The organism is Pseudomonas sp. C32 (assembly GCF_030417915.1).
Taxonomy (GTDB): domain Bacteria; phylum Pseudomonadota; class Gammaproteobacteria; order Pseudomonadales; family Pseudomonadaceae; genus Aquipseudomonas.
Window position 1 is genome coordinate 47,367 of sequence record NZ_JAUHUK010000008.1, and the last position, 23,652, is coordinate 71,018.

The following is a 23,652-nucleotide window of genomic DNA, read 5'->3' on the forward strand; positions in this document are numbered from 1 at the left end:
CAGCAAGAACTGCCTTTCGCCATGGTCTATGGCCAGGCGGTCATGGAAATGCCGCTGGACCTGTACATCCCGCCGGATGCGCTGGAAGTCTTTCTCGAAGCCTTCGAAGGCCCGCTCGACCTGCTGCTGTACCTGATCCGCAAGCAGAACATCAACATCCTCGACATTCCGGTGGCGGAAATCACCCGCCAGTACATGGGCTATGTCGAGTTGATGCAGTCGGTGCGCCTGGAACTGGCGGCCGAGTACCTGGTGATGGCCGCGATGCTCGCCGAGATCAAGTCGCGAATGCTGCTGCCACGGGCTGAAACCGTCGAGGAGGAAGAAGACGACCCGCGCGCCGAACTGATCCGCCGCTTGCAGGAGTACGAACGCTTCAAGGCTGCCGCCGAAGGGATCGATGGCCTGAGCCGCGTCGGACGTGACGTGGTGGTACCGAAGCTGGATGCACCTGAAGCCCGGGCGCGCAAGCTGTTGCCGGACGTGCGTCTGTCCGAGTTGCTTTTGTCCATGGCCGAGGTTTTGCGCCGTGGCGACATGTTCGAAAGCCACCAGGTCAGCCGCGAAGCGCTGTCTACGCGCGAACGCATGAGCGATGTGCTGGAACGGCTCAAGGGCGGCGGTTTCGTGCCGTTTGTCGAACTGTTCACCGCTGAAGAGGGACGCTTGGGGGTGGTCGTGACGTTTATGGCGATTCTCGAACTGGTCAAGGAATCTTTGGTCGAGCTGGTGCAGAATGAGCCGTTCGCAGCGATCCACGTGCGGGCCCGAGCCGAATAACGAGTTGAATCATGAACCTGAGTGAACCCCGCGAGCTGGCGCCATTGCTTGAAGCCTTTCTGTTGGCCTCGGGAAAGCCGCAATCCCTGGAAAGCCTGTTCGAACTTTTTGAGGAAGGCGAGCGCCCTGAGCCGCCGGTGTTCAAGAAGGCCCTGACGATTCTGGCCAAGTCCTGCGACGGCCGCGCTTTCGAACTCAAGGAAGTGGCCTCGGGGTACCGCCTGCAAATTCGCGAAAAATTCTCGCCGTGGGTCGGGCGTCTGTGGGAAGAACGCCCGCAGCGTTATTCCCGGGCCATGCTCGAAACCATGGCGCTGATTGCCTATCGCCAGCCGATCACCCGGGGCGAGATCGAAGACGTGCGGGGCGTGGCGGTCAACAGCAACATCGTCAAGACCCTCATGGAGCGCGAGTGGATTCGGATCGTCGGTTACCGCGACGTGCCCGGCAAACCGGCGATGTTTGCCACCACCAAGGCCTTTCTCGATCACTTCAACCTGAAAAATCTCGACGACCTGCCGCCGCTGGCCGAACTGCGTGAACTGGAACCGGACCCGGTGCTCGATTTCGACGATGCCCCGGTGCCGGCCGCCCTGCAAGCGCTGGCCGATGCCAGCGCCGAGCCGGAGGAACCGAAGGAAGAGACCAGTTTCCATACGCTGCTTCTGGAGCTGGACACCATGGAGGAGGGGATCAAGACCGATTTCGACGATTTGTTGCGTGATGGTGTGTCGCCTGAGTTCGATTCGGAGCAGTCGGATGTCGAACCAGACGTCGAAGCGGCGCAGCCCGAGCCCGAGCCCGAGCCTGAAACTGAAACTGAACCGGAGCAGGAAGACGATATCCTCGGCGTCGCACAAGCCCGGGAAAAACTCCTGGCCGCCGTCGCCGCCCTCGAGCCGCCGAAACCCGAGCCTGAACTGTCGGACGAAGAGGCCGAAGCCCAGGCATTGGCCGAAGCCATCGAAGCCGAACGCCGCGAATTCGAAGACTGACCACCATCCCGTAGGAGCCGGCTTGCTGGCGATGGCATCACCGCGGTCCTTCAGATACACCGCGTTGGCCGCATCGCCAGCAAGCCGGCTCCTACAAAAGCTCGCGATCACCGGTCGGCGGAAAAGCAAATAACCTTGCCTTGATCAGCTAGTCTCTGATGCGCAAACGCCCGCATGCGCGTATGATTCGCGACCCTTCGGCGATCCCATCGCCAAGAACTCAGATTTACATCGCTTCAGGCAACGCCTGAACAGACCACACCGGGAGGTGCCCAGATGAGTATCAAAGACCAGAAAGACGACCAGGAAATCGGCCCAGCAGGCGAAAAGCTGCAGAAAGTCCTCGCCCGTATCGGCATCGGCTCGCGCCGTGACGTGGAAGCCTGGATCAGCCACGGCCGCATCAAGGTCAACGGCAAAGACGCCACCCTTGGCCAGCGTGTCGACATGCACGACGCCATCACCATCGATGGCAAGGTGATCAAGCGCGAAGAGGCTTCCGAGTCGGTCCGCCGCGTGATCATGTACAACAAGCCCGATGGCGAGATCTGCACCCGTGTCGACCCGGAAGGTCGCCCGACCGTGTTCGACAAGATGCCAAAGCCGAAAGAAGGCCGCTGGATCAACATCGGTCGTCTGGACATCAACACCACCGGTTTGCTGATGTTCACCACCGACGGTGAGCTGGCCAACCGCCTGATGCACCCTTCCTACGAGATGGACCGTGAATACGCGGTACGTGTGCGTGGCGAAGTCGATGACGAGATGATCGAGCGCCTGAAGGCTGGCGTGGTCCTTGAAGATGGTCCGGCCAAGTTCACCGACATCAAGCAAGCGCCAGGCGGTGAAGGTTTCAACCACTGGTATCACTGCGTGGTGATGGAAGGTCGCAACCGCGAAGTTCGTCGTCTGTGGGAATCCCAGGGCCTGGTGGTCAGCCGTCTGAAGCGCGTGCGTTTCGGTCCGGTGTTCCTCAACTCCGACCTGCCGATGGGTCGCTGGCGCGAAATGAGCCAGTACGAAGTTGATGTTCTGAGTGCCGAAGTCGGCCTGACGCCGGTCGCGATGCCGCAGATGAACGCCAAGAGCAAAGACAAACTGGACCGGATGCAGCGTAAATCGTCACGTCCGATGGCCAAGACCGAGCGCGTTCGTACCCTGCGTCCGGCTGCTGCCGTACCCGGTGCACCCGCCGCTCCGCGTGCCAGCCGCGAACCGAAGATCGAAGGCGAGCGTCCAGGTCGCAAGCCAGCCGCCCGTCAGGACGGTGAGCGCGGTCCACGCACGCCGCGTCCGGCGAATGGCCGTACCGAGCGCGGCGAAGGTCGTGGCACGCCGGTGGCCGATCGTCCGGTCGACACCAAGCGCCCGGCCAAGCCTGCACCGAAAAAGCGTCCTGGCATCAGCCTGGTCGACAGCGACAAACCGTCGGGCAAGCGCCGTGGCGCTCCGGCGGGTTCGGGTCAGCGTCCTGGCTTTGGTCGTCGCAAGCCTGAGTAATCGGTCAGCGCTTCATAAAAAACGCCAACCTTCGGGTTGGCGTTTTTTTTGGTCTGGTTTTAGCCATGAAGTGTTTTCAATGGCCTCTTCGCGGGCAAAGCGGCAACACCATACTCTCCCGAATGGAAACCCGATGTTACGGTCTGTAAAGAAATCCTGACAAATCCCACGGATTCACCCTGTGGATTCGACACTTCCTGGATGCCGTAAGAAAACGCTTACACATCAGCCCCTCCCGGTTAGCTTCCAGCCCTCTGGCCCGCTTGTTTCACCACTCCAGTCAGGGTGTCATGCGCGCCATGCCTGTCGTGCAGGTGCATAACAAAAAGGAGGCGCAATGATCGCCGCAATCCATTTTCAGTTCTCCGCGAGGGGCGATTTTACTGCCGTCCCCGTCTTTGATCCGCAAGGGTCCGACCCCGTATTTGCAGCCGCCCGAGCCTCTCGTGGCGGACACAGGCAATCCCGGCCATAGACACGCTTGTCCAGCGAGTCTGGCAGCAGGGGGTTACAGGTGTACAATGCGCCGCGTTTTACCTGTGACCTCCTGCGCATCTGCGCAAACCTCAAGGCTATCCGCCTTGTTCACTCCGCTGCGCCACAAGCGTGTCGGGTTCGATTTCGTCACAGATAAAAACAAACAGGTGACGCATGACCGTAGTAAATACGCTGAACTCCTGGTGCCTGCGCTGGGGTTTGATCGGTGCCGCTTAATGTCTTTGCTGAGCAGCAACGTTTACTGAACATCATCAAACCTTGCGTGAGACCCTTTTCATGAGTGGACAAAACTCGCATTCAGGCGAGCTGAAACGCGGCCTGAAGAATCGCCACATTCAACTGATCGCCCTCGGTGGCGCGATCGGTACCGGTTTGTTCCTCGGCTCGGCCGGGGTACTGAAATCTGCCGGTCCGTCGATGATCCTCGGCTATGCCATCTGCGGCTTCATTGCCTTCATGATCATGCGCCAACTGGGCGAAATGATCGTCGAAGAGCCAGTGGCCGGTTCCTTCAGCCATTTCGCGCACAAGTACTGGGGCGGCTTTGCCGGTTTCCTGTCGGGCTGGAACTGCTGGATCCTGTACATTCTGGTGGGCATGTCCGAGCTGACGGCTGTCGGCAAATACATCCACTACTGGGCGCCGGACATCCCGACCTGGGCCTCCGCTGCCGCCTTCTTCGTGCTGATCAATGCGATCAACCTGGCCAACGTCAAAGTCTTTGGCGAAGCCGAGTTCTGGTTCGCGATCATCAAGGTCGTTGCCATCGTCGGCATGATTGCCCTGGGCAGCTACTTGCTGGTCAGCGGCAACGGCGGCCCGCAAGCGGCGGTGAGCAACCTGTGGACCCACGGCGGTTTCTTCCCGAACGGCGTGAGTGGTCTGGTGATGGCCATGGCGATCATCATGTTCTCCTTCGGTGGTCTGGAAATGCTCGGTTTCACCGCGGCTGAAGCCGACAAGCCGAAAACCGTGATCCCGAAAGCCATCAACCAGGTGATCTACCGGATCCTGATTTTCTACATCGGCGCACTGGTCATTCTGCTGTCGTTGACGCCGTGGGACAGCCTGCTGGCTACCCTGAACGCGTCCGGTGATTCCTACAGCGGCAGCCCGTTCGTACAAGTGTTCTCGATGCTCGGCAGCAGCACCGCCGCGCACATCCTCAACTTCGTGGTCCTGACTGCGGCGTTGTCGGTGTACAACAGCGGCACCTACTGCAACAGCCGTATGCTGTTGGGCATGGCCGAACAGGGCGACGCGCCGAAAGGCCTGGCGAAGATCGACAAGCGCGGCGTGCCGGTGCGTTCGATCCTGGCTTCGGCGGCCGTGACGCTGATCGCAGTGTTGTTGAACTACTTGATCCCGCACAGCGCGCTGGAACTGCTGATGTCGCTGGTGGTGGCTACCCTGGTGATCAACTGGGCGATGATCAGCTACTCACATTTCAAGTTCCGCCAGCACATGAACAAAACCAAACAGACGCCGCTGTTCAAGGCCTTGTGGTACCCGTACGGGAACTACGTTTGCCTGGCGTTCGTGGTGTTCATTCTGGGCGTGATGCTGCTGATTCCGGGGATTCAGGTCTCGGTGTACGCGATTCCGCTGTGGGTCGTGTTCATGTGGGTCTGCTACGGCATCAAGAACAAGCGCAGTGCTCAGCACGCGTTGCAGGCAGCAGTGAAGTAACACTGACGCAGAATCAACCAACCCGGCCAAGTGCCGGGTTTGTTTTGGGCGCTGCAAAACCTGTAGGAGCTGGCTTGCCAGCGATGACGGCGTCACGTTCACCATCGTCATCGCTGGCAAGCCAGCTCCTACAAAAGGTGGGCCGAAAATAGGGGGGATTCGCGGTATCCTGCACGCTCTGAATACGGACGCTTTTCCATGCTGGTAATTTCCAACAACGTGCATCTGCCGGATGCCGAGATCGAGTTGACCGCCATTCGTGCCCAGGGCGCCGGTGGTCAGAACGTCAACAAGGTCTCCAGTGCCGTGCACCTGCGCTTCGATATTCCGGCCTCGTCCTTGCCCGACTTCTACAAAGAGCGGCTGCTGGCACTGCGCGACAGTCGCATCACCAGCGACGGCGTGTTGATCATCAAGGCCCAGCAATACCGGACGCAGGAACAGAACCGGGCCGATGCGCTGGAGCGTTTGGTCGAGCTGATCCTCAGCGCCACCAAGGTGGAAAAGAAACGCCGTCCGACCAAACCAACCCTGGGCTCCAAGACGCGTCGGCTTGAATCCAAGAGCAAGCGCGGCAACATCAAGGCCGGTCGCGGCAAGGTGGATTTCTAAGGCGCGTCCCGCGATTCACGCAGCTTCGGTGCCTGCCGGTACAAATAGAGACTCAGCATCAATCCGCTCAAAGCGGCAAGGGCGGCAAACAGGAAGATCGAAGCAAATCCGAAACCTGCGGCAATCGCACCGGCCAACGGCCCGGTGATCCCCAGCGACAAATCGATGAACAGCGAGTAAGCCCCCACTGCCGCACCACGACTGGACGCCGGTACCAGATTGACCGCTTCCACCCCCAGCGCCGGGAACACCAGCGAAAAGCCGAACCCGCTCAACGCTGCACCCGCCAAGGCCCAATGCGCATCCGGTGCCAGCCATAGCAGCAGCAATCCCAGGGTCTCCACCGACAGGCAGGCAATCGCCACGCGAAAGCCGCCGAGGCGGTTGATCAGGTTGCCGAACAGCAAGCGCGCGCCAATGAAGCTGACGCCGAACAGGCTCAGGCACAGCACTGCGTTGTCCCAGTGCTGGGTGGCGTAATACAGCGTGATGAAGGTGGCGATGGTGCCGAAACCGATTGAGCCCAGCGCCAGCCCGCAGCCATGGGGCAGCACGCGACCGAGCACATGCATGAACGGCAAACGTTCACCGGCAACGATCGGCGCGGCGGTTTTCGGCCAGGCCAGCAACAGGCCAATGACGGCCAGCAGCACAATGCTCACGCCCATGCTCCACAAGCCCAACCGACTGACCAGCCACACGCCGAGCGGCGCGCCGACCGCCAATGCGCCGTAACTGGCGATGCCATTCCAGGAAATAACCTTGGCGGTATTCGCCGCGCCAACCCGGCCGATACCCCAGCCAATCGAACCGGAACCGACCAGACTTTCCGAGCTGCCGAGTATCAAACGGCCGATCAACAGGCTGATCAAGCTGAGCATCGGCAGGCTTTGCGTCCACGCCGACATCAACATGAACACACCGCTCAAGCCGCATCCGGCCAGGCCATACATCACCGCGAGTTTGCTGCCTTTGTTGTCGATGATTTTCCCGGCATACGGGCGGCTGAGCAGGGTGGCCAGGTATTGCACGCTGATCACCAACCCGGCGATCACGGTGCCGAAGCCCAGGTCGTTGTGGACGTAACCCGGCAATACGGCCAAGGGGATGCCGATATTCAGGTAGCCGATAAAGGTAAACAGGACGATGGATACAACTTGCAGCGTGACCGTCAGGGGGCGCTGTTTTTCAGACATGGGTAAAGGTCCACGGTAAAGCAGGATAGATAGGCTGCTTATGATAGCGGCGAGGCCGCTCGTGGGCCGGGGAAAAATGAAACTATTTGCCGGGTGGTTTTACTTGGGCTTGGCGGGCGCAACCAGGTGCGTGGTGACCAGGGCGGCCAACGCGTTTTCTTCGGTGCCAAATCGGGCGAGTAAAGCGGCTTGTTTCTCGGGGGAGAGGCGATTCCAGATCTCGATCATTTTCTCGGCGGTGCCGATCAGGGCACTGGCCTGGGCTTCGCTAAATTCATCGGTCATGGACAGGGTCTCGTTTCAGGCAGTGTGGAAAGCGCATGTTAGCGCTTTCCACACGGTCTGTACGGCGGGTATTTCAGTCTTCGCTGTCAGCTTGGCAGCTGTCAGTGCCATCTTTCGGCTCGGGCTGTTGGGCACCGGCTTGTCGCGTGGTCGTCTGCTCAGGTTCGTGCAGGCTTGGGAAGGGGAGATTAGGAATCTCGTGCATAGTCGCGCTCCTCGCTAAGTCTGTTGATAGATCTGGTAGATCCGCGCTTTTACAAAGCCTGGGCAGGATACAGCAACAGAAATGACAAACAGACTGTTATATCCATTTGTTTCGATAAGCGGGGTTGTCTAGACAGGTCTGGAAGGGCAACGAGAATCCATTGTGGCGAGGGAGCTTGCTCCCGCTGGGCCGCGGAGCGGCCCCATGAGAATACAAGGAGTTCTTTCAGTGAGAACTCGTTTGCAGTTCAAGCGACCGCTGCGCGCTCGAGCGGGAGCAAGCTCCCTCGCCACAGGGTGTTCGGCATATCACTTTGTTACTGGCAAACCTTGGCAATCGCCTCGGCCAGCAGATCCAGGCGCGTGGCATCAATCCCTGCGACGTTGGCCCGGCCCGAACTGACCATGTACACGCTGTGGTTGTCCCGCAGATTCTTCACTTGCACAGGCGACAGGCCGGTGTAGGAAAACATCCCGCGCTGCGCGCCAATGTGCGCAAAGCGTTCGCGCAAACCATGTGGCTCCAGCGCTTCCACCAGGCCGCTGCGCAGCTGGGCAATGCGCAAGCGCATGCTTTCCACTTCGTCGGCCCAGAGGCTTTTCAGCTCCGGATCGCCGAGGATCGTCGCCACGACGGCAGCACCATGATCCGGCGGCGTCGACCACAAATTGCGGGCGATGTTGGCCAGTTGGCTGCGAATGTCGGTGAGCTTGTCGGCGCTTTTCGCACAGACAATCAGCGCACCCGTTCGGTCGCGGTACAGGCCGAAGTTCTTCGAGCAGGAACTGGTGATCAGCACTTCCGGCAACTCGGCGGCGAACAGTCGAGTCGACCAGGCATCCTGCTCCAGGCCATCGCCAAAACCTTGGTAGGCGAAGTCGATCAGTGGCAGCAGTTCGCGTTTGCGAACAACCTCCAGCACCCGGCGCCAATCGTCATGGGACAAGTCGAAACCGGTCGGGTTGTGGCAGCAGGCGTGCAGCAACACCACGTCGCCCTTGGGCGCTTCATTGAGCGCCGCGAGCATCCCTTCAACGTCGAGTCGGTTGTCGCTGCCCACGTATGGGTAATGACTGACCTTGACGTTGGCGGCCGCGAAAATGGTTTCGTGGATCGGCCAGGTCGGATTGCTCAGCCAGACGCCACGGCCCGGCAGGCACTGGGCGATGAAGTCCGCGCTCAGGCGCAGCGCCCCGGTGCCGCCCGGTGTCTGGGTGGCGCCAGCACGTTGCTCAGTGAGCAACGTCGAGTCGACACCCAGCACCAGCTCATTGATCGCCTTGCCGAACGCCGGCTCGCCATGACCACCGATGTAGGTCTTGGTGGTCTGACGCTCGACCAGACGCGCCTCGGCCAGTTTCACTGACTGAGGAATCGGCGTCAGGCCCTGGGCGTCTTTGTAGACACCCACGCCAAGGTCGAACTTGCGCGGGTTCGGGTCCTGCGCGTAGGCCTCCATCAGGCCCAGGATTGGGTCGCCGGGCACACGGTCGATGGCGTCGAAGTGCATTACTTGCGGCCCTCGGCGTCCTTGGCAACGATGTCAGTGCGCGCGGCCATGATGAAGTCGTTGCGGTGCAGGCCCTTGATCGAGTGGCTCCACCAGGTCACGGTGACTTTGCCCCACTCGGTCAGCAAGCCTGGGTGGTGACCTTCAGCCTCGGAGATTTCACCGACAGCGTTGGTGAATGCCAGGGCGTGCTTGAAGTTTTTGAACAGGAAGACTTTTTCCAGCTGCATGATGCCGTCGCGGACTTCGATGTTCCAATCCGGGATTTGCTTGATCAGGATCGGCAATTCTTCGTCGCTGACTTGTGGAGCATCGGCGCGGCAGGCTTCGCAATGGGCTTGGGTGAGTGCGGTCATGATGTGTTCCTGAAATCGAATGTTGGGAAATCGGAGCCCTCAGTGCCACCACGCTAATCCAAAGCGATGGTTTCTGACAGGCTCACTTGATTCTAAAAGCGGCGGATCACGCGGCTTTTGGTTTTGGCGGAAACTTCGGTGCGTGCAGACCCATCTGCATCGCTTGCTTGACCATGCCCATGATGTCTTCGTGAGCGAGGTCGAACAGGCGCTTGAGATTGGGCAGCGCGAAGTACAGCGGTTGCAGGATGTCGATGCGGTAAGGCGTGCGCATGCATTCCAGCGGATCGAACGTCTGATGCTCAGGCTCGTCCGACAGGCAATACACGGTCTCTTTCGGCGAGGACAGAATGCCGCCACCGTAGATGCGTTGGCCTTGCGGGGTGTCGACCAGGCCGAACTCGATGGTCATCCAGTACAGGCGCGCCAGGTACACGCGTTCTTCCTTGGTCGCTTGCAGGCCGAGTTTGCCGTAGGTGTGGGTGAATTCGGCGAACCACGGGTTGGTCAGCAGCGGGCAGTGGCCGAAAATCTCGTGGAAAATGTCCGGCTCTTGCAGGTAATCCAGCTCTTCGCGGGTACGAATAAAGGTAGCCACTGGAAACTGCTTGCTGGCGAGCAATTCGAAAAAGGTCTGGAAAGGGATGAGCGCCGGTACGCGGGCGACCTGCCAGCCGGTGGTTTCACCGAGGACTTTATTGATCTCGCCCAGTTGGGGAATGCGGTCGTGGGGCAGACCGAGTTTCTCGATACCGTCCAGGTATTCCTGGCACGCACGCCCTTCGATCACTTTCAGTTGGCGAGTGATCAGCGTGTTCCACACCGCGTGTTCTTCGGCGGGGTAGTCGATAAAACCTTGCGCATCGGGCTCACGAGCCACGTATTGCGTCTGCTTCATGCTGCTCTCCTGCTAGGGGATTCGTTCTTGTTATGTGCTGCTATGGACTTAGAAATACCCCAAGGATTGCGTCGTTGCAGCAGGCAGTCCGCGAACTGTGTGGGAAAACTCCTCAAATATAGTAAAGTTTTCGTTACGTATCGGCCGTCATCGCGCAGATGTTGAGATTGGCGGCTGGGAAAAGCCCTACATCTGTAACATAATCTTGACGACTATCTGAGCGCCCCGACAGAAAAATGCTTGCCTGGGACCTTTGTAGGAGCCGGCTTGCTGGCGATAGCGTCCTTGAGGGTGTCATCGCCAGCAAGCCGGCGCCTACAGGTTCAATGCCACCCCTTTCATCCAGATCCAGGTCTTTTATATGCGTATCAAAGTCCACTGCCAGAACCGCATCGGCATCCTGCGCGACATTCTCAACCTGCTGGTGGAATACGGGATCAACGTGGCCCGCGGTGAAGTGGGCGGCGAGCATGGCAACGCCATCTACCTGCATTGCCCGAACCTGATCAACATTCAGTTCCAGGCGCTGCGCCCGAAGTTCGAGTCAATTGCCGGGGTATTTGGCGTCAAGCGTGTAGGGCTGATGCCCAGCGAGCGTCGGCACATGGAACTCAATGCGCTGCTCGGTGCGCTGGAGTTTCCAGTGCTGTCGATCGACATGGGCGGTTCGATCGTCGCGGCCAACCGTGCAGCGGCGCAGCTGTTGGGCGTGCGCGTCGATGAGGTGCCGGGCATTCCACTGTCGCGCTACGCCGAAGACTTCGACTTGCCGGAACTGGTGCGTGCCAACAAATCGCGGATCAACGGGCTGCGGGTCAAGGTCAAGGGCGACGTGTTTCTGGCCGACATCGCGCCACTGCAATCAGAGCACGACGACAGCGAAGCCATGGCCGGCGCAGTGCTGACGCTGCACCGTGCCGACCGGGTGGGCGAGCGTATCTACAACGTGCGTAAGCAGGAATTGCGAGGCTTCGACAGCATCTTTCAAAGTTCGAAAGTAATGGCCGCCGTGGTCCGAGAAGCTAGGCGCATGGCGCCGCTGGATGCGCCGCTGTTGATCGAGGGCGAAACCGGCACCGGCAAAGAATTGCTGGCGCGGGCCTGCCATCTGGCCAGCCCCCGTGGGCAATCGCCGTTGATGGCGCTCAACTGCGCCGGCCTGCCCGAGTCGATGGCCGAGACCGAACTGTTTGGCTACGGCCCCGGCGCTTTCGAAGGTGCGCGGGCCGAGGGCAAGCTCGGGCTGCTGGAGCTGACGGCGGGCGGTACGTTGTTTCTCGACGGCGTCGGGGAAATGAGCCCGCGCTTGCAGGTGAAGTTGCTGCGCTTCCTGCAGGACGGTTGCTTCCGGCGTGTAGGCAGCGACGAAGAAGTTTATCTGGATGTGCGGGTGATCTGCGCGACCCAGGTCGATTTGTCCGAACTGTGTGCCCGTGGCGAATTCCGTCAGGACCTGTACCACCGCTTGAACGTGCTGTCGCTGCACATCCCGCCGCTACGCGAATGCCTCGACGGGTTGACGCCTCTGGTGGAGCACTTCCTCGATCAGGCCAGCCGGCAGATCGGTTGTCCATTGCCAAAACTCGCGCCAGCCGCCATGGAGCGGCTCAGTCACTACCATTGGCCGGGCAACGTCCGGCAACTGGAAAACGTGTTGTTCCAGGCGGTTTCCCTGTGCGAGGGCGGGACGGTCAAGGCTGAACATATTCGTCTGCCGGATTACGGCGTGCGTCAGCCATTGGGCGATTTCTCGCTCGAGGGCGGGTTAGACGAAATTGTTGGGCGTTTTGAAAAAGCGGTGCTGGAACGGCTTTATTCGGAACATGCCAGCAGTCGATTACTGGGCAAGCGCCTGGGTGTTTCTCATACAACGATTGCCAACAAGTTGCGTGAATATGAAATAGGGAAGCTTGCTTAAATAAGAATACTTATTGAATGCCAATATTTAACCAGCGCCTTGGTTTCGTATTTAAGGCGCTGGAACCACCGTTGTTGATCCAAATCATGGAACTTATTGCGTAAGCCAGCTAGGCTCCTTTGACAGTTTGACAGTTTGACAGTTTGACAGTTTGGCAGGAGCGCTAACCATGCCATCAACGGATGACTCTACCCAGCGGGTTCGTAAAGAAACGCGCCTGTTCTATTTCCTGATCATTGTTCTGTTTCCACTGTTATCGGTGGCGATAGTCGGTGGTTACGGTTTTTTTATCTGGTTTCTGCAAATGCTCCTCGGTCCGCCAGGCCCCCCCAACTGATCGACATCCATCTCTAACTCAGCAGGGAGTACGGGTCGTGGAAAAGACGCTGCACATTGCCAGTCTGGTAGTACATGCCCGTCCCGCCTTGTTCGAGGCGGTCAAAGCCAACCTGCGGTTGCTCACGGGCGTTGAACTTCATCAGGAAAGCCCCGCCGGCAAGTTAGTGGTTGTGCTGGAAACCGATCACGAAAGCCAGATTCTTCAGCGAATCGATCAGATCAATCGCTTGCCAGGCGTGCTCAATGCCGCCCTGGTTTATCACGAGATTCTCGATGTGACGGGAGAAAGCACATGCCTATGACTCGGCGAGAGTTTGTCAAAGCCCAAGCGGCCGGAATCGCGGCAGCGGCTGCGGGTCTCCCGGTGTTTACCTCGGCCAGTAACCTGATTACCGAACAAGACATGGTTTCCCTGAACTGGAACAAGGCGCCCTGTCGTTTTTGCGGTACCGGTTGCAGCGTCATGGTGGCGACCAAGGACAACAAGGTGGTGGCAACTCACGGCGATGTAAAAGCCGAGGTCAACCGCGGGTTGAACTGTGTCAAAGGCTACTTTCTATCCAAGATCATGTACGGCGTTGATCGTCTGACGCAGCCGCTGTTGCGCATGACCAATGGGCAATATGACAAACAAGGCGAGTTTCATCCGGTGTCCTGGGAACAGGCATTCGATGTCATGGAGTTGAAGTACAAAGAGGCGCTGAAGAACAAGGGCGGGGAATCCGTCGCCATGTTCGGCTCCGGGCAGTGGACGATCTGGGAAGGGTACGCGGCCAACAAATTGATGAAAGCGGGATTCCGCTCGAACAACATCGACCCCAATGCACGCCATTGCATGGCCTCGGCGGTCATGGGGTTCATGCGCACGTTCGGTATCGACGAGCCGATGGGCTGTTACGACGATATCGAAGTCACCGATGCGTTCGTCCTGTGGGGTTCAAACATGGCGGAAATGCACCCGATTCTTTGGAGTCGGGTGACTGATCGCCGTTTAAGCCAGCCGGATGTGAAAGTGGCCGTGCTCTCCACGTTTGAACATCGCAGTTTTGAACTGGCCGACATTCCGATGGTGTTCAAGCCACAGACTGACTTGCTGATTCTCAACTACATCGCCAACCACATCATTGAAAGCGGTTCGGTCAACAAAGACTTCGTCAGCAAACACACCAAGTTCGCCAAAGGCACCGATGACATCGGCTACGGTTTGCGTTCCGACAATCCGCTGGAGATGAAGGCCAAGAATGCCGACAAGGCGAATACCTGGACCGACATCGACTTCGAGCAGTTCGCCGCGTTCGTCAAACCCTACAGCCTGGAGCGCACCGCGAAGGAAACCGGGGTGCCGGCCGAGCGCCTCAAGGCATTGGCCGAGCTGTACGCCGACCCCAAGCGCAAGGTGGTTTCGTTCTGGACCATGGGCTTCAACCAGCACACCCGAGGTGTGTGGGCCAACAACCTGATCTACAACATCCACCTGCTGACCGGGAAAATCAGCGAGCCGGGCAACAGTCCGTTCTCCCTGACGGGCCAGCCTTCGGCCTGCGGCACGGCGCGAGAAGTGGGCACGTTCTCCCATCGCTTGCCGGCCGACCTGGTGGTGACCAATCCGAAGCACCGCGCCACCGCAGAAAAAATCTGGAAACTGCCGGCGGGAACCATCAAGGAAAAGGTCGGGTTCCACGCCGTGCAGCAGAGCCGCATGCTCAAGGACGGCGTGCTCAATGTGTATTGGACGATGGCCAGCAACAACATGCAGGCCGGGCCCAACATCATGCAGGAAGTGTTGCCGGGGTGGCGCAATCCCGAGAACTTCGTGGTGGTGTCGGATGTGTATCCCACCGTCTCGGCGCAGGCCGCGGATCTGATTTTGCCCACGGCGATGTGGGTCGAGAAAGAGGGTGCTTACGGCAACGCGGAGCGGCGTACGCAGTTCTGGCATCAACTGGTTTCGGCGCCGGGAGATGCCAAGTCGGACCTCTGGCAATTGGTCGAATTTTCCAAGCGTTTTACAACCGACGAAGTCTGGCCGGCGGAACTGTTGGAGAGTTCACCGCAGTACAAGGGCAAGACCCTGTATGAGGTGCTGTTCAAGAATGGTCAGGTCGATCAATTCCCCGCTGATCAACTGGCTGAGGGCTATCAGAACGACGAGGCCAAGGCTTTCGGTTTCTACCTGCAAAAAGGCCTGTTCGAAGAATATGCCCAGTTCGGCCGTGGACATGGTCATGACCTGGCGCCCTTTGATCGTTATCACTCCGAGCGCGGTTTGCGCTGGCCCGTCGTCGAAGGCAAGGAAACGCTGTGGCGCTTTCGCGAGGGTTATGACCCCTATGTCGAGAAGGGCAGTGGCGTGCAGTTCTACGGCTATCCCGACAAGAAAGCGATCATCTTCGCGCTGCCTTACGAACCGCCTGCGGAAGCCCCGGACGCGGACTTCCCGTTCTGGTTGAGTACCGGGCGGGTGCTTGAGCATTGGCACACGGGGACCATGACCCAGCGTGTCGAAGAACTCTATAAAGCAGTGCCCGATGCGCTGGTCTACATGCACCCGGCCGATGCCAAGGCGTTGAATGCGCGGCGTGGCAGCGAAGTGAAACTCATCAGCCGACGCGGCGAGATGCGTGCCCGGATTGAAACCCGAGGGCGCAACAAACCGCCTCAAGGTTTGGTGTTCGTGCCGTTTTTCGATGCCAACAGGCTGATCAACAAAGTCACGCTGGATGCGACGGACCCCATCTCCAAGCAGACCGATTACAAAAAATGCGCGATCAGGATTGAGTTGATCAAGACGGCATAAGGAGCGCTTTCATGAATTATCGTTCGCTGTCCCTGCTTGCCGCTCTGCTGGTGTGGGTGCCCTTGGCATTTGCGGCAGAGCCCGGTTACCCACTGGATGCGCCTGCACCGGATGGTCGTCGGGTCGGCGGGACCTTGACTCAGGAGCTGCCCGCTCCACCCATCGCGGAAGACGAGAACAAGGACCTCAAGCGTGAACGTAATTATCCCGAGCAACCGCCGACCATTCCCCACAGCATTCGCGGGTATGGCATCGACATGAACAGCAACAAGTGCCTGACCTGCCACAGTCGCGGCAACAGTGCGCGCACCCAGGCGCCGATGATCAGCATCACGCACTACATGGACCGTGACGGCCAGGCGTTGGCGGCTGTGTCGCCGCGCCGGTACTTCTGCAACCAGTGTCATGTGCCGCAGAAAGATGTGAAGCCACTGGTGAACAACAGCTTCAAGAACATCGATCAGGTGTTGCAAGACGAAATCAACCGTCAGCCGAAACCTTGAGGAGAGGCCATGAAATCTTTGCTTGCCTTGCTCAAGGATTATTGGAGCGTACTGCGTCGGCCCAGCGTGCATTACAGCCTGGGCTTTCTGACGCTCGGCGGGTTTATCGCCGGGGTGATTTTCTGGGGTGGGTTCAACACCGCGCTGGAAGCGACCAACACCGAGAAGTTCTGCACGTCCTGCCATGAAATGCGCGACAACGTGTTTGTCGAATTGCAGGAAACCATTCACTACTCCAACCGCTCGGGCGTACGCGCCACGTGCCCGGACTGCCACGTCCCCCACGAGTGGACGCACAAGATCGCACGCAAGATGCAGGCTTCCAAGGAAGTCTGGGGCAAGCTGTTCGGAACGATCAGCACCCGGGACAAGTTCCTGGGCATGCGCCGGGAGCTGGCCGAACACGAGTGGGCGCGGCTCAAGGCCAACGATTCCCGAGAGTGTCGCAACTGTCACAACTTCGAGTTCATGGACTTCACCCGCCAGGGCAAGCGCGCCGCCAATATGCACTCCACTTCATTGGCCAGCGGCCAGGCGACCTGCATCGACTGCCATAAAGGCATTGCCCACAAACTGCCCGACATGAGCGGTGTGAAAGGCTGGTAGCCGGGTTTTCCCGGCGTTGCCGCCAAGCGGCATAAGCGCGCCGGTTTTTCGTCTTCGATACATTGTTCAATTCCCCTCTGATGAGCCTCAAGCCCCGTGTTTAAAGGGGGTTTGAGCCGCTGCGCGCAAGTTGGTCTGCAAATTGCTACAACCAGCGCAACACAGCGGTGGGCGGCAACCGTCCGGCATGCAGAGGAAAGATTGTGGACAAGTACCTTTATGTGGCAATGACCGGCGCCAGCCAGAATGCACTGGCGCAAAAGGCGCATGCCAACAACCTCGCGAACATCTCCACCAACGGCTTCCAGAAAGACCTGGAACAGGCGCGTTCGATGCCGGTGTTCGGTGACAGCTTTCCGGCGCGTGCGTTTGCCTTGTCCGAACGCCCGGCCACCGATTTCTCCCCTGGTTCGCTGGTAGAAACCGGCCGCGACCTCGACGTTGCCGTGCAAGGCGATGGCTGGATTGCCGTACAGAATCCTGACGGCGGCGAAAGCTACGTGCGCACCGGCAGCCTGAACATTGACGCGCTGGGCGTGCTGCGTGCCGGCAACGGCATGCCGGTGATGGGCAATGGCGGGCCGATTGCCGTGCCGCCCGAGCAGCAGATCGAAGTGGGCGAGGACGGCACCATCAGTATTCGCGCGATGGGCGAAGGTCCTCGCGTGATGGCCGAAGTCGACCGCATCAAGCTGGTCAATCCGGACTTCAAGAACATGACCAAAGGCCTGGACGGTTCGATCCACACCAGGGACGGGCAGCCGGCGCAAGCCGATGCCAACGTCAAACTGGTGTCCGGGTTCCTCGAATCGAGCAACGTCAATGCCGTGGAAGAGATGACCTCGGTGCTGGCGCTGGCCAAGCAGTTCGAACTGCACATCAAGATGATGAACACCGCCAAAGACGATGACCAGGCCATGGCTCGGGTCTTGCAGATCAGCTAATTACCAGAACGTCGCGCCGTAAAACAGGCGCACGAGGAGAATCGAATGCTTCCGGCTCTATGGGTTGCCAAAACAGGTCTGTCCGCCCAGGACACCAACCTGACTACCATTTCCAACAACCTGGCCAACGTGTCGACCACGGGTTTCAAACGTGACCGCGCCGAGTTCCAGGACTTGCTCTACCAGATCAAGCGTCAGCCTGGCGCCCAGTCGACCCAGGACAGCGAACTGCCGTCGGGTCTGCAACTGGGTACTGGTGTGCGTATCGTCGGCACCCAGAAAAACTTCACCGCCGGCAGCCTGCAAACCACCGAGCAGCCGCTGGACATGGCCATCGACGGCCGTGGTTTCTTCCAGATCCTGCAACCGGACGGCACCACGTCCTACACCCGTGACGGCACGTTCCACCTGGACTCCAACGGCCAGATCGTCAACGCCAGTGGTTTTGCCCTGGAGCCGGCGATTGTCATTCCGAACGATGCCCAGACCTTCACGGTCGGCCGTGACGGCACCGTGTCCGTCACCGTGCCTGGCAACGCTGCGTCCCAGGTGATCGGCAACCTGCAAACCGCCGACTTCATCAACCCGGCCGGCCTGCAGGCGGTGGGTAACAACCTGTTCCTGGAAACCGCCGCCAGTGGTGCGCCGCAAGTCGGCACCCCGGGCCTGGCCGGTTTCGGTACCACGCTGCAGAACACCCTGGAAACGTCCAACGTCAGCACCGTTGAAGAGATGGTCAACATGATCACCACTCAACGTGCCTACGAGATGAACTCCAAGGTGATCTCCACCGCCGACCAGATGCTCTCGTTCGTAACGCAGAATCTGTAATCAAGTCTATGAGGCGGCCATGAGGTCGCCTGCAACACCGTGAGGTAGGGTCATGAATCGCTATGCATTTGTTCTGGCACTGAGTGGGATCACCGCGCTCGCAGGCTGCGTGCCTGTGCCGCCCAAGCCCAATGACCCTTATTACGCTCCGGTGTTGCCGCGCACGCCGTTGCCGTCTGCGGCGAACAATGGCTCGATCTATCAGGCCGGTTTTGAACAGAACCTGTACAGCGACCGCAAGGCGTACCGGGTGGGCGACATCATCACCATTACGCTGAACGAAAAAACCCAGGCCAGCAAAAACGCCAACTCGCAGATCGGCAAGAACAGCAAGGCCGATATCGGCCTGACCTCGTTCTTTGGCGGTGGCTTGAGCACCAACGATCCAATCGGCAGCGGCGACCTGAGCCTCGACGTCGGCTACAGCGGCGAACGCGCAACCAAGGGCGACAGCAAGGCCGCGCAGGGCAACACCCTGACCGGTTCGATCACCGTGACCGTGGCCGATGTGTTGCCCAACGGCATCATCGCCGTACGCGGCGAGAAGTGGATGACGCTCAACACTGGCGACGAACTGGTGCGGATTGCCGGTCTCGTTCGTGCCGATGACATCGCCACCGACAACACCGTGTCGTCGACCCGTGTCGCCGATGCGCGCATCACCTATTCGGGTACCGGTTCGTTTGCCGATGCGAGTCAGCCAGGCTGGTTCGACCGTTTCTTCCTCAGCCCGCTGTTCCCTTTCTAGGTGGCTACGTTGAATCTAAAACACCTCATGGTGGCCGCCCTGATGCTGTCCGCAGCCTTCAATGCTCAAGCCGAGCGCCTGAAGGACATCGCCAGTATTTCCGGCGTGCGTTCCAACCAATTGATCGGTTACGGCCTGGTGGTCGGGCTTAACGGCACCGGTGACCAGACGACACAAACCCCGTTCACCCTGCAGACCTTCAACAACATGCTCTCGCAGTTCGGCATCAAGGTGCCGCCGGGTTCGGGCAACGTGCAGTTGAAGAACGTCGCGGCGGTGTCGATCAGTGCCGATCTGCCGCCGTTCGCCAAGCCGGGTCAGCAAGTCGATATCACCGTTTCGTCCATCGGTAACTCCAAGAGCCTGCGCGGTGGCACCTTGCTGCTGACGCCGCTCAAGGGTATCGACGGCAACGTGTATGCGGTGGCTCAAGGCAACCTCGTGGTTGGCGGTTTCGACGCGGAAGGTCGCGACGGTTCGAAGATCACCGTCAACGTTCCGTCGGCCGGTCGCATCCCGGGCGGTGCATCGGTGGAGCGTGCGGTTCCGAGCGGTTTCAATCAGGGCAACAGCCTGACCTTGAACCTCAACCGTTCCGACTTCACCACGGCCAAGCGCATCGTCGACAAGGTCAATGACATGCTCGGTCCTGGCGTGGCCCAGGCCATCGACGGTGGTTCGGTGCGTGTCTCGGCGCCGCTCGATCCGAGCCAGCGGGTCGACTATCTGTCGATCCTGGAAAACCTCGAAATCGATCCGGGCCAGGCGGTGGCGAAAGTCATCATCAACTCCCGTACCGGCACCATCGTGATCGGCCAGAACGTCAAGGTGTCTCCGGCCGCCGTGACCCACGGCAGCCTGACCGTGACCATCACCGAAGACCCGATCGTCAGCCAGCCCGGCCCACTGTCCAATGGCACCACGGCGGTGGTGCCGCGTTCGAAGGTCAACGCTCAGCAGGAAGCCAAGCCGATGTTCAAGTTCGGCCCGGGCACCACCCTCGACGAAATCGTGCGTGCGGTGAACCAGGTCGGCGCGGCGCCGGGTGACTTGATGGCCATCCTCGAAGCCCTGAAACAGGCCGGCGCGTTGCAAGCCGACCTGATCGTGATCTGAGGACGGCGTTCATGGATATGCGCAAGAGCGGTCTGGTCAGCAGCAGCGATTCGGGTTCCTACTCGGACCTTAATCGACTGAACCAGCTCAAGGTCGGCGACAAGAACAGCGACGGCAACCTGCGCAAAGTGGCGCAGGAGTTTGAATCGCTGTTCCTCGGAGAAATGCTCAAGTCCATGCGCTCGGCGACCGAAGCGCTGGGGCAGGACAATCCGCTCAACACGCCAGCCGCCAAGCAGTATCAGGAAATGTACGACCAGCAGCTGGCCGTTTCGATGTCCCGTGAAGGCGGCGGTATCGGTCTGGCGGACGTGCTGATGCGTCAGATGTCGAAGGACAAACCCATGGCCCCGGGCGAGGCCGCCGCCGCATCGGCTGCCAAGCAAGAGGCGGCGAAAACAGCGGTGCATACGCCGGTGGCCGCCGGTACGGTCGCGCTCAACGGGCCACTGTCGCGGGTCAATGGTCAGCGTCCGTTGTGGGCTTCGCGCTCGGTGCATGCGCCGCAGGAAGCAGGCGAGGGCGCCCATCGCAATGACATGGCGCTGATCAATCAGCGACGTCTGGCGCTGCCGCCAAAACTGGCCGACCGCTTGCTCGCGGGGCTGGTGCCTTCGGCAACGACCACCGCTGCATCGGTCAGCGCAACCCCATTGCCGCAGCGCGCGACCACCACCGGTACCGGTCCGTTGTACAACGGCGACTGGCTGGCCAACGCGCAGCAAGCCTCCAGCGGCGGCATGCAGATTTACGGTCGCGCCATGGCGCAGATTCCGCTGGCGCCAGCGAAGAAAGCCTTCAGTTCCTCCGATCAATTCGTCAACACCATGTTGCCGATGGCCAAGGAAGCCGCCGCCCGCATCGGCGTCGATCCACGTTACCTGGTGGCCCAGGCCGCCCTCGAAACCGGCTGGGGCAAGTCGGTCATGCGTGCTCAGGACGGCAGCAGCAGCCACAACCTGTTCGGCATCAAGGCCGGCAGCAGTTGGCAGGGCAACTCGGCACGGGCCATCACCAGCGAATTCAGAAATGGCGAGATGGTCAAGGAGACGGCGCAGTTCCGTTCCTATGATTCCTACAAGGACAGTTTCCATGACCTGGTGACGTTGTTGCAGAGCAACAATCGTTATCAAGAAGTCGTGAAGTCGGCCGATAACCCAGAACAGTTTGTACGCGAGTTGCAAAAGGCCGGTTACGCAACCGACCCGGACTACGCAAGCAAGATTTCGCAGATAGCCAGGCAGATGACGAGTTATCAAAACTACGCTGCGGCGGGCGTTTCAACGAATTTATAAGGTTTGAACCATGAGTTTGCTCAACATCGGAATGTCGGGTTTGTCCGCTAGCCACGCATCGTTGGTGACTACCGGTAATAACATTTCCAACGTCGATACCATCGGGTACTCGCGCCAGCAAACTGTTCAGGGCACCAAAAGCTCTATTCAGCATGGCAATGTGTTCATCGGCACCGGTACGACCCTGGCGGATGTGCGCCGGGTGTACAACAGCTACCTTGACGCGCAACTGCAAACCACCACTTCGCTCAATGGCGATGCGCAGGCCTATCTTGGCCAGGCCACGCAAATTGACAAGCTGTTGTCAGACAGCGGCACCGGCATTACCAAGACGTTGCAGTCGTTCTTCTCGTCGCTGCAAACCTTGTCCGGCAACTCGAACGACAATGCTTCGCGCCAGGCTCTGCTGACCAATGCCCAAGGCTTGAGCAGCCGCTTCAATGCCATGTCCCAGCAATTGAAGCAGCAGGGCACCTATATCAACGATCAGTTGGGCTCGATGGCCGATCAGGTCAACAAGCTGGCGTCGACCGTCGCCGCCTACAACAAGAAAATCGGTGAAGTCAGTAGTTCGGGTGGTACCCCCAACGAACTGCTGGACCAGCGTAATGAAGCCATCCGTCAACTCAACGAACTGGTCGGCACCCAGGTCACCGAAACCGACGGCCGGAAGGATATTTACCTGGGCAGCGGCCAGCCGCTGGTGGTCGGCGACACCGTCAACAAATTGCGCGTGGCGACCGATCCGACCGACCCGACTCGCTCATCGATCATCATGGACCGTGGCAGTTCGTCGATCGACATCACCAGCGTGATGAGCGGTGGCCAGATGGGTGGGTTGTTGCGCTATCGCAGCGAAGTGCTGACGCCCGCCGTCAACGACCTGGGGCGTATTGCCATGGTCGTGGCCGATCAAGTCAATAAACAACTGGGTCAAGGCCTGGATCAGAACGGCAATTTCGGTGCGGCGCTGTTCAACAACATCAACAGCGCGACGGCCATCAGTCAGCGCAGCATTGCCAACGCCAACAACAATCCGGCGTCCGGCAACCTGAATGTCACCATCAAAGACACCAGCAAGCTGCAAGCCAGTGACTATCAAGTGACGGTCACTGCTGCGGGCTACAACGTGCGTCGACTGTCGGATAACACCGACATGGGTAACTTCGCCTTCGCCACGCCTCCTGCGGCCGATCCGGTCATCGATGGTTTCAGCCTGAGCCTGAACAGCGGTTCGGTCGCCGTCGGGGACTCTTTCAAGATTACCCCGACCCGCAGTGGCGCTGCGGACATGACGACGGTCATGACCGACGCCAAAACCCTGGCTACCGCCGCTCCTCTGACCTCCACGAAGGCGTCGGGCAATGACGGCACCGGTGCTGTCAGCCAGCCGGACCTGACCACCACCCTGGATATCTACGATCCGGTCCAGCGCCTGGAAGTGCAGACGGCGGTCAAGGCATCAATGCCCGTGCGCATGCTGATGACCAGCGCCACCGCCTACGAAGTGTTCGATTCCAAGGGCAACAGCATCGGCACCGGCAACATCGTGCCAGGCCAGAATAACGACCTGAGTATCGCAGTGCCTTACACCGATGCCGGTGGCAATGCCAAAACTTTCAATGTGGGGATGACCGTCAGTGGTAGCCCCGCTTCAGGCGACAGTTTCAACATTGCCATGACAGAGGCGGGCAGCACCGACAACCGTAATGCCCAGTCACTGCTGGGATTGCAGACCAAGGCGACGGTGGGTGCCACTGCCACCAGTCCTGGCGTGAGCTTTACCGAGGCTTATGGTGGACTGGTATCGAGCGTCGGCTCCCAGACCAAGCAAGCTCAACTGGATGGCACGGCCACCGACACCATCCTGACCGGGGCACGCAACGCCCGTGACTCGCTTTCCGGTGTCGACCTCGATGAAGAGGCAGGCAACCTGACCAAATACCAGCAGTACTACACGGCCTCTTCGCAGATCATCAAGACTGCGCAGGAAATTTTCAGCACTCTGATCAATGCCCTTTAAGGAGCCGT

General features: G+C 59.5%; 22 protein-coding genes. 17 read left to right on the plus strand and 5 right to left on the minus strand.

The genetic code is table 11. The annotated features are described in order from the left end of the window. Window positions 1–81: 81 nt before the first annotated feature. The 5 genes from QYH43_RS11005 (at window position 82) to arfB (ending at window position 6,074) form a co-directional block, all read left to right on the plus strand. Window positions 82–780 carry a ScpA family protein gene (locus QYH43_RS11005; protein ID WP_177408826.1) on the plus strand — a complete coding sequence of 233 codons (699 nt, stop codon included), beginning with the start codon at window positions 82–84 and terminating at the stop codon, window positions 778–780. A gap of 11 nt (window positions 781–791) precedes the next feature. Continuing rightward, window positions 792–1,775 (plus strand): SMC-Scp complex subunit ScpB, encoded by a 984-nt coding sequence (gene scpB, locus QYH43_RS11010; protein ID WP_095058986.1) that lies wholly within the window; start codon window positions 792–794, stop codon window positions 1,773–1,775. 276 nt (window positions 1,776–2,051) lie between these two features. Continuing rightward, on the plus strand, window positions 2,052–3,275 hold the full coding sequence (gene rluB / locus QYH43_RS11015) for a 23S rRNA pseudouridine(2605) synthase RluB (protein WP_095058987.1): 1,224 nt from the start codon (window positions 2,052–2,054) through the stop codon (window positions 3,273–3,275). Window positions 3,276–4,049: 774 nt separating this feature from the next. Beyond that, window positions 4,050–5,462, plus strand: a complete 1,413-nt coding sequence (locus QYH43_RS11020; RefSeq protein ID WP_095058988.1) for an amino acid permease — start codon at window positions 4,050–4,052, stop codon at window positions 5,460–5,462. Window positions 5,463–5,660: 198 nt separating this feature from the next. Continuing rightward, entirely contained in the window at window positions 5,661–6,074 is a 414-nt protein-coding gene (gene arfB / locus QYH43_RS11025) for an alternative ribosome rescue aminoacyl-tRNA hydrolase ArfB (protein ID WP_095058989.1), read from the plus strand. Here the strand turns inward: arfB and QYH43_RS11030 are convergent. The 5 genes from QYH43_RS11030 to phhA all read right to left on the minus strand — a co-directional run bounded on the left by QYH43_RS11030 (window position 6,071) and on the right by phhA (window position 10,524). Further along, window positions 6,071–7,270 carry an MFS transporter gene (locus QYH43_RS11030; RefSeq protein WP_095058990.1) on the minus strand — a complete coding sequence of 400 codons (1,200 nt, stop codon included), beginning with the start codon at window positions 7,268–7,270 and terminating at the stop codon, window positions 6,071–6,073. The two genes, arfB and QYH43_RS11030, sit on opposite strands and share 4 nt — an antisense overlap. Before the next feature lie 99 nt (window positions 7,271–7,369). Next, complete coding sequence (locus tag QYH43_RS11035) at window positions 7,370–7,555, minus strand: hypothetical protein (RefSeq protein WP_095058991.1); 186 nt, start codon at window positions 7,553–7,555, stop codon at window positions 7,370–7,372. A 521-nt stretch (window positions 7,556–8,076) separates the two neighbouring features. Then, entirely contained in the window at window positions 8,077–9,270 is a 1,194-nt protein-coding gene (locus QYH43_RS11040; RefSeq protein WP_095058992.1) for an amino acid aminotransferase, read from the minus strand. Beyond that, on the minus strand, window positions 9,270–9,626 hold the full coding sequence (locus QYH43_RS11045) for a 4a-hydroxytetrahydrobiopterin dehydratase (RefSeq protein WP_095058993.1): 357 nt from the start codon (window positions 9,624–9,626) through the stop codon (window positions 9,270–9,272). Before QYH43_RS11045 ends, QYH43_RS11040 begins: the two co-directional genes overlap by 1 nt. 106 nt (window positions 9,627–9,732) lie before the next feature. Then, the gene (gene phhA / locus QYH43_RS11050) at window positions 9,733–10,524 is read right to left on the minus strand and encodes a phenylalanine 4-monooxygenase (protein ID WP_301157046.1); all 792 of its coding nucleotides are present in this window, start codon (window positions 10,522–10,524) and stop codon (window positions 9,733–9,735) included. A gap of 361 nt (window positions 10,525–10,885) precedes the next feature. On the opposite strand from phhA, the gene QYH43_RS11055 reads away from it, so the two are divergent. The 12 genes from QYH43_RS11055 (at window position 10,886) to flgK (ending at window position 23,644) form a co-directional block, all read left to right on the plus strand. Then, window positions 10,886–12,442: a sigma-54-dependent transcriptional regulator gene (locus tag QYH43_RS11055; RefSeq protein WP_095152138.1), complete on the plus strand. Its 1,557-nt coding sequence runs from the start codon at window positions 10,886–10,888 to the stop codon at window positions 12,440–12,442. A gap of 169 nt (window positions 12,443–12,611) precedes the next feature. Beyond that, window positions 12,612–12,779 (plus strand): periplasmic nitrate reductase, NapE protein, encoded by a 168-nt coding sequence (locus QYH43_RS11060; protein WP_095058995.1) that lies wholly within the window; start codon window positions 12,612–12,614, stop codon window positions 12,777–12,779. A gap of 37 nt (window positions 12,780–12,816) precedes the next feature. After that, on the plus strand, window positions 12,817–13,083 hold the full coding sequence (locus tag QYH43_RS11065) for a chaperone NapD (RefSeq protein ID WP_095058996.1): 267 nt from the start codon (window positions 12,817–12,819) through the stop codon (window positions 13,081–13,083). Next, window positions 13,074–15,578, plus strand: coding sequence for a nitrate reductase catalytic subunit NapA (napA, locus tag QYH43_RS11070; protein ID WP_301157047.1), 2,505 nt, complete (start codon window positions 13,074–13,076; stop codon window positions 15,576–15,578). Before QYH43_RS11065 ends, napA begins: the two co-directional genes overlap by 10 nt. Window positions 15,579–15,589: 11 nt before the next feature. Next, window positions 15,590–16,081, plus strand: coding sequence for a nitrate reductase cytochrome c-type subunit (locus tag QYH43_RS11075; RefSeq protein ID WP_095058998.1), 492 nt, complete (start codon window positions 15,590–15,592; stop codon window positions 16,079–16,081). Between the two features lie 9 nt (window positions 16,082–16,090). Beyond that, on the plus strand, window positions 16,091–16,687 hold the full coding sequence (locus QYH43_RS11080) for a cytochrome c3 family protein (protein WP_095058999.1): 597 nt from the start codon (window positions 16,091–16,093) through the stop codon (window positions 16,685–16,687). Window positions 16,688–16,890: 203 nt separating this feature from the next. Then, the gene (locus QYH43_RS11085) at window positions 16,891–17,631 is read left to right on the plus strand and encodes a flagellar basal body rod protein FlgF (RefSeq protein ID WP_095059000.1); all 741 of its coding nucleotides are present in this window, start codon (window positions 16,891–16,893) and stop codon (window positions 17,629–17,631) included. A 45-nt stretch (window positions 17,632–17,676) separates the two neighbouring features. Further along, window positions 17,677–18,462, plus strand: a complete 786-nt coding sequence (flgG, locus tag QYH43_RS11090; RefSeq protein WP_053156553.1) for a flagellar basal-body rod protein FlgG — start codon at window positions 17,677–17,679, stop codon at window positions 18,460–18,462. Window positions 18,463–18,514: 52 nt separating this feature from the next. Next, on the plus strand, window positions 18,515–19,210 hold the full coding sequence (gene flgH / locus QYH43_RS11095; protein WP_095059001.1) for a flagellar basal body L-ring protein FlgH: 696 nt from the start codon (window positions 18,515–18,517) through the stop codon (window positions 19,208–19,210). A 27-nt stretch (window positions 19,211–19,237) separates the two neighbouring features. Beyond that, entirely contained in the window at window positions 19,238–20,326 is a 1,089-nt protein-coding gene (locus QYH43_RS11100) for a flagellar basal body P-ring protein FlgI (RefSeq protein ID WP_095059002.1), read from the plus strand. 11 nt (window positions 20,327–20,337) lie between these two features. Next, window positions 20,338–21,621 carry a flagellar assembly peptidoglycan hydrolase FlgJ gene (gene flgJ, locus QYH43_RS11105; protein ID WP_301157048.1) on the plus strand — a complete coding sequence of 428 codons (1,284 nt, stop codon included), beginning with the start codon at window positions 20,338–20,340 and terminating at the stop codon, window positions 21,619–21,621. 10 nt (window positions 21,622–21,631) lie between these two features. Further along, on the plus strand, window positions 21,632–23,644 hold the full coding sequence (gene flgK / locus QYH43_RS11110) for a flagellar hook-associated protein FlgK (protein WP_301157049.1): 2,013 nt from the start codon (window positions 21,632–21,634) through the stop codon (window positions 23,642–23,644). Window positions 23,645–23,652 lie beyond the last annotated feature (8 nt).

Excerpts from the sequence above, each read along its gene's own strand:
- scpB (WP_095058986.1), top strand. The coding sequence starts at position 792 with ATGAACCTGAGTGAACCCCGCGAGCTGGCGCCATTGCTTGAAGCCTTT.
- rluB (WP_095058987.1), top strand. The coding sequence starts at position 2,052 with ATGAGTATCAAAGACCAGAAAGACGACCAGGAAATCGGCCCAGCAGGC.
- QYH43_RS11020 (WP_095058988.1), top strand. The coding sequence starts at position 4,050 with ATGAGTGGACAAAACTCGCATTCAGGCGAGCTGAAACGCGGCCTGAAG.
- arfB (WP_095058989.1), top strand. The coding sequence starts at position 5,661 with ATGCTGGTAATTTCCAACAACGTGCATCTGCCGGATGCCGAGATCGAG.
- QYH43_RS11030 (WP_095058990.1), bottom strand. The coding sequence starts at position 7,270 with ATGTCTGAAAAACAGCGCCCCCTGACGGTCACGCTGCAAGTTGTATCC.
- QYH43_RS11035 (WP_095058991.1), bottom strand. The coding sequence starts at position 7,555 with ATGACCGATGAATTTAGCGAAGCCCAGGCCAGTGCCCTGATCGGCACC.
- QYH43_RS11040 (WP_095058992.1), bottom strand. The coding sequence starts at position 9,270 with ATGCACTTCGACGCCATCGACCGTGTGCCCGGCGACCCAATCCTGGGC.
- QYH43_RS11045 (WP_095058993.1), bottom strand. The coding sequence starts at position 9,626 with ATGACCGCACTCACCCAAGCCCATTGCGAAGCCTGCCGCGCCGATGCT.
- phhA (WP_301157046.1), bottom strand. The coding sequence starts at position 10,524 with ATGAAGCAGACGCAATACGTGGCTCGTGAGCCCGATGCGCAAGGTTTT.
- QYH43_RS11055 (WP_095152138.1), top strand. The coding sequence starts at position 10,886 with ATGCGTATCAAAGTCCACTGCCAGAACCGCATCGGCATCCTGCGCGAC.
- QYH43_RS11060 (WP_095058995.1), top strand. The coding sequence starts at position 12,612 with ATGCCATCAACGGATGACTCTACCCAGCGGGTTCGTAAAGAAACGCGC.
- napA (WP_301157047.1), top strand. The coding sequence starts at position 13,074 with ATGCCTATGACTCGGCGAGAGTTTGTCAAAGCCCAAGCGGCCGGAATC.
- QYH43_RS11075 (WP_095058998.1), top strand. The coding sequence starts at position 15,590 with ATGAATTATCGTTCGCTGTCCCTGCTTGCCGCTCTGCTGGTGTGGGTG.
- QYH43_RS11080 (WP_095058999.1), top strand. The coding sequence starts at position 16,091 with ATGAAATCTTTGCTTGCCTTGCTCAAGGATTATTGGAGCGTACTGCGT.
- flgG (WP_053156553.1), top strand. The coding sequence starts at position 17,677 with ATGCTTCCGGCTCTATGGGTTGCCAAAACAGGTCTGTCCGCCCAGGAC.
- flgH (WP_095059001.1), top strand. The coding sequence starts at position 18,515 with ATGAATCGCTATGCATTTGTTCTGGCACTGAGTGGGATCACCGCGCTC.
- QYH43_RS11100 (WP_095059002.1), top strand. The coding sequence starts at position 19,238 with ATGGTGGCCGCCCTGATGCTGTCCGCAGCCTTCAATGCTCAAGCCGAG.
- flgJ (WP_301157048.1), top strand. The coding sequence starts at position 20,338 with ATGGATATGCGCAAGAGCGGTCTGGTCAGCAGCAGCGATTCGGGTTCC.
- flgK (WP_301157049.1), top strand. The coding sequence starts at position 21,632 with ATGAGTTTGCTCAACATCGGAATGTCGGGTTTGTCCGCTAGCCACGCA.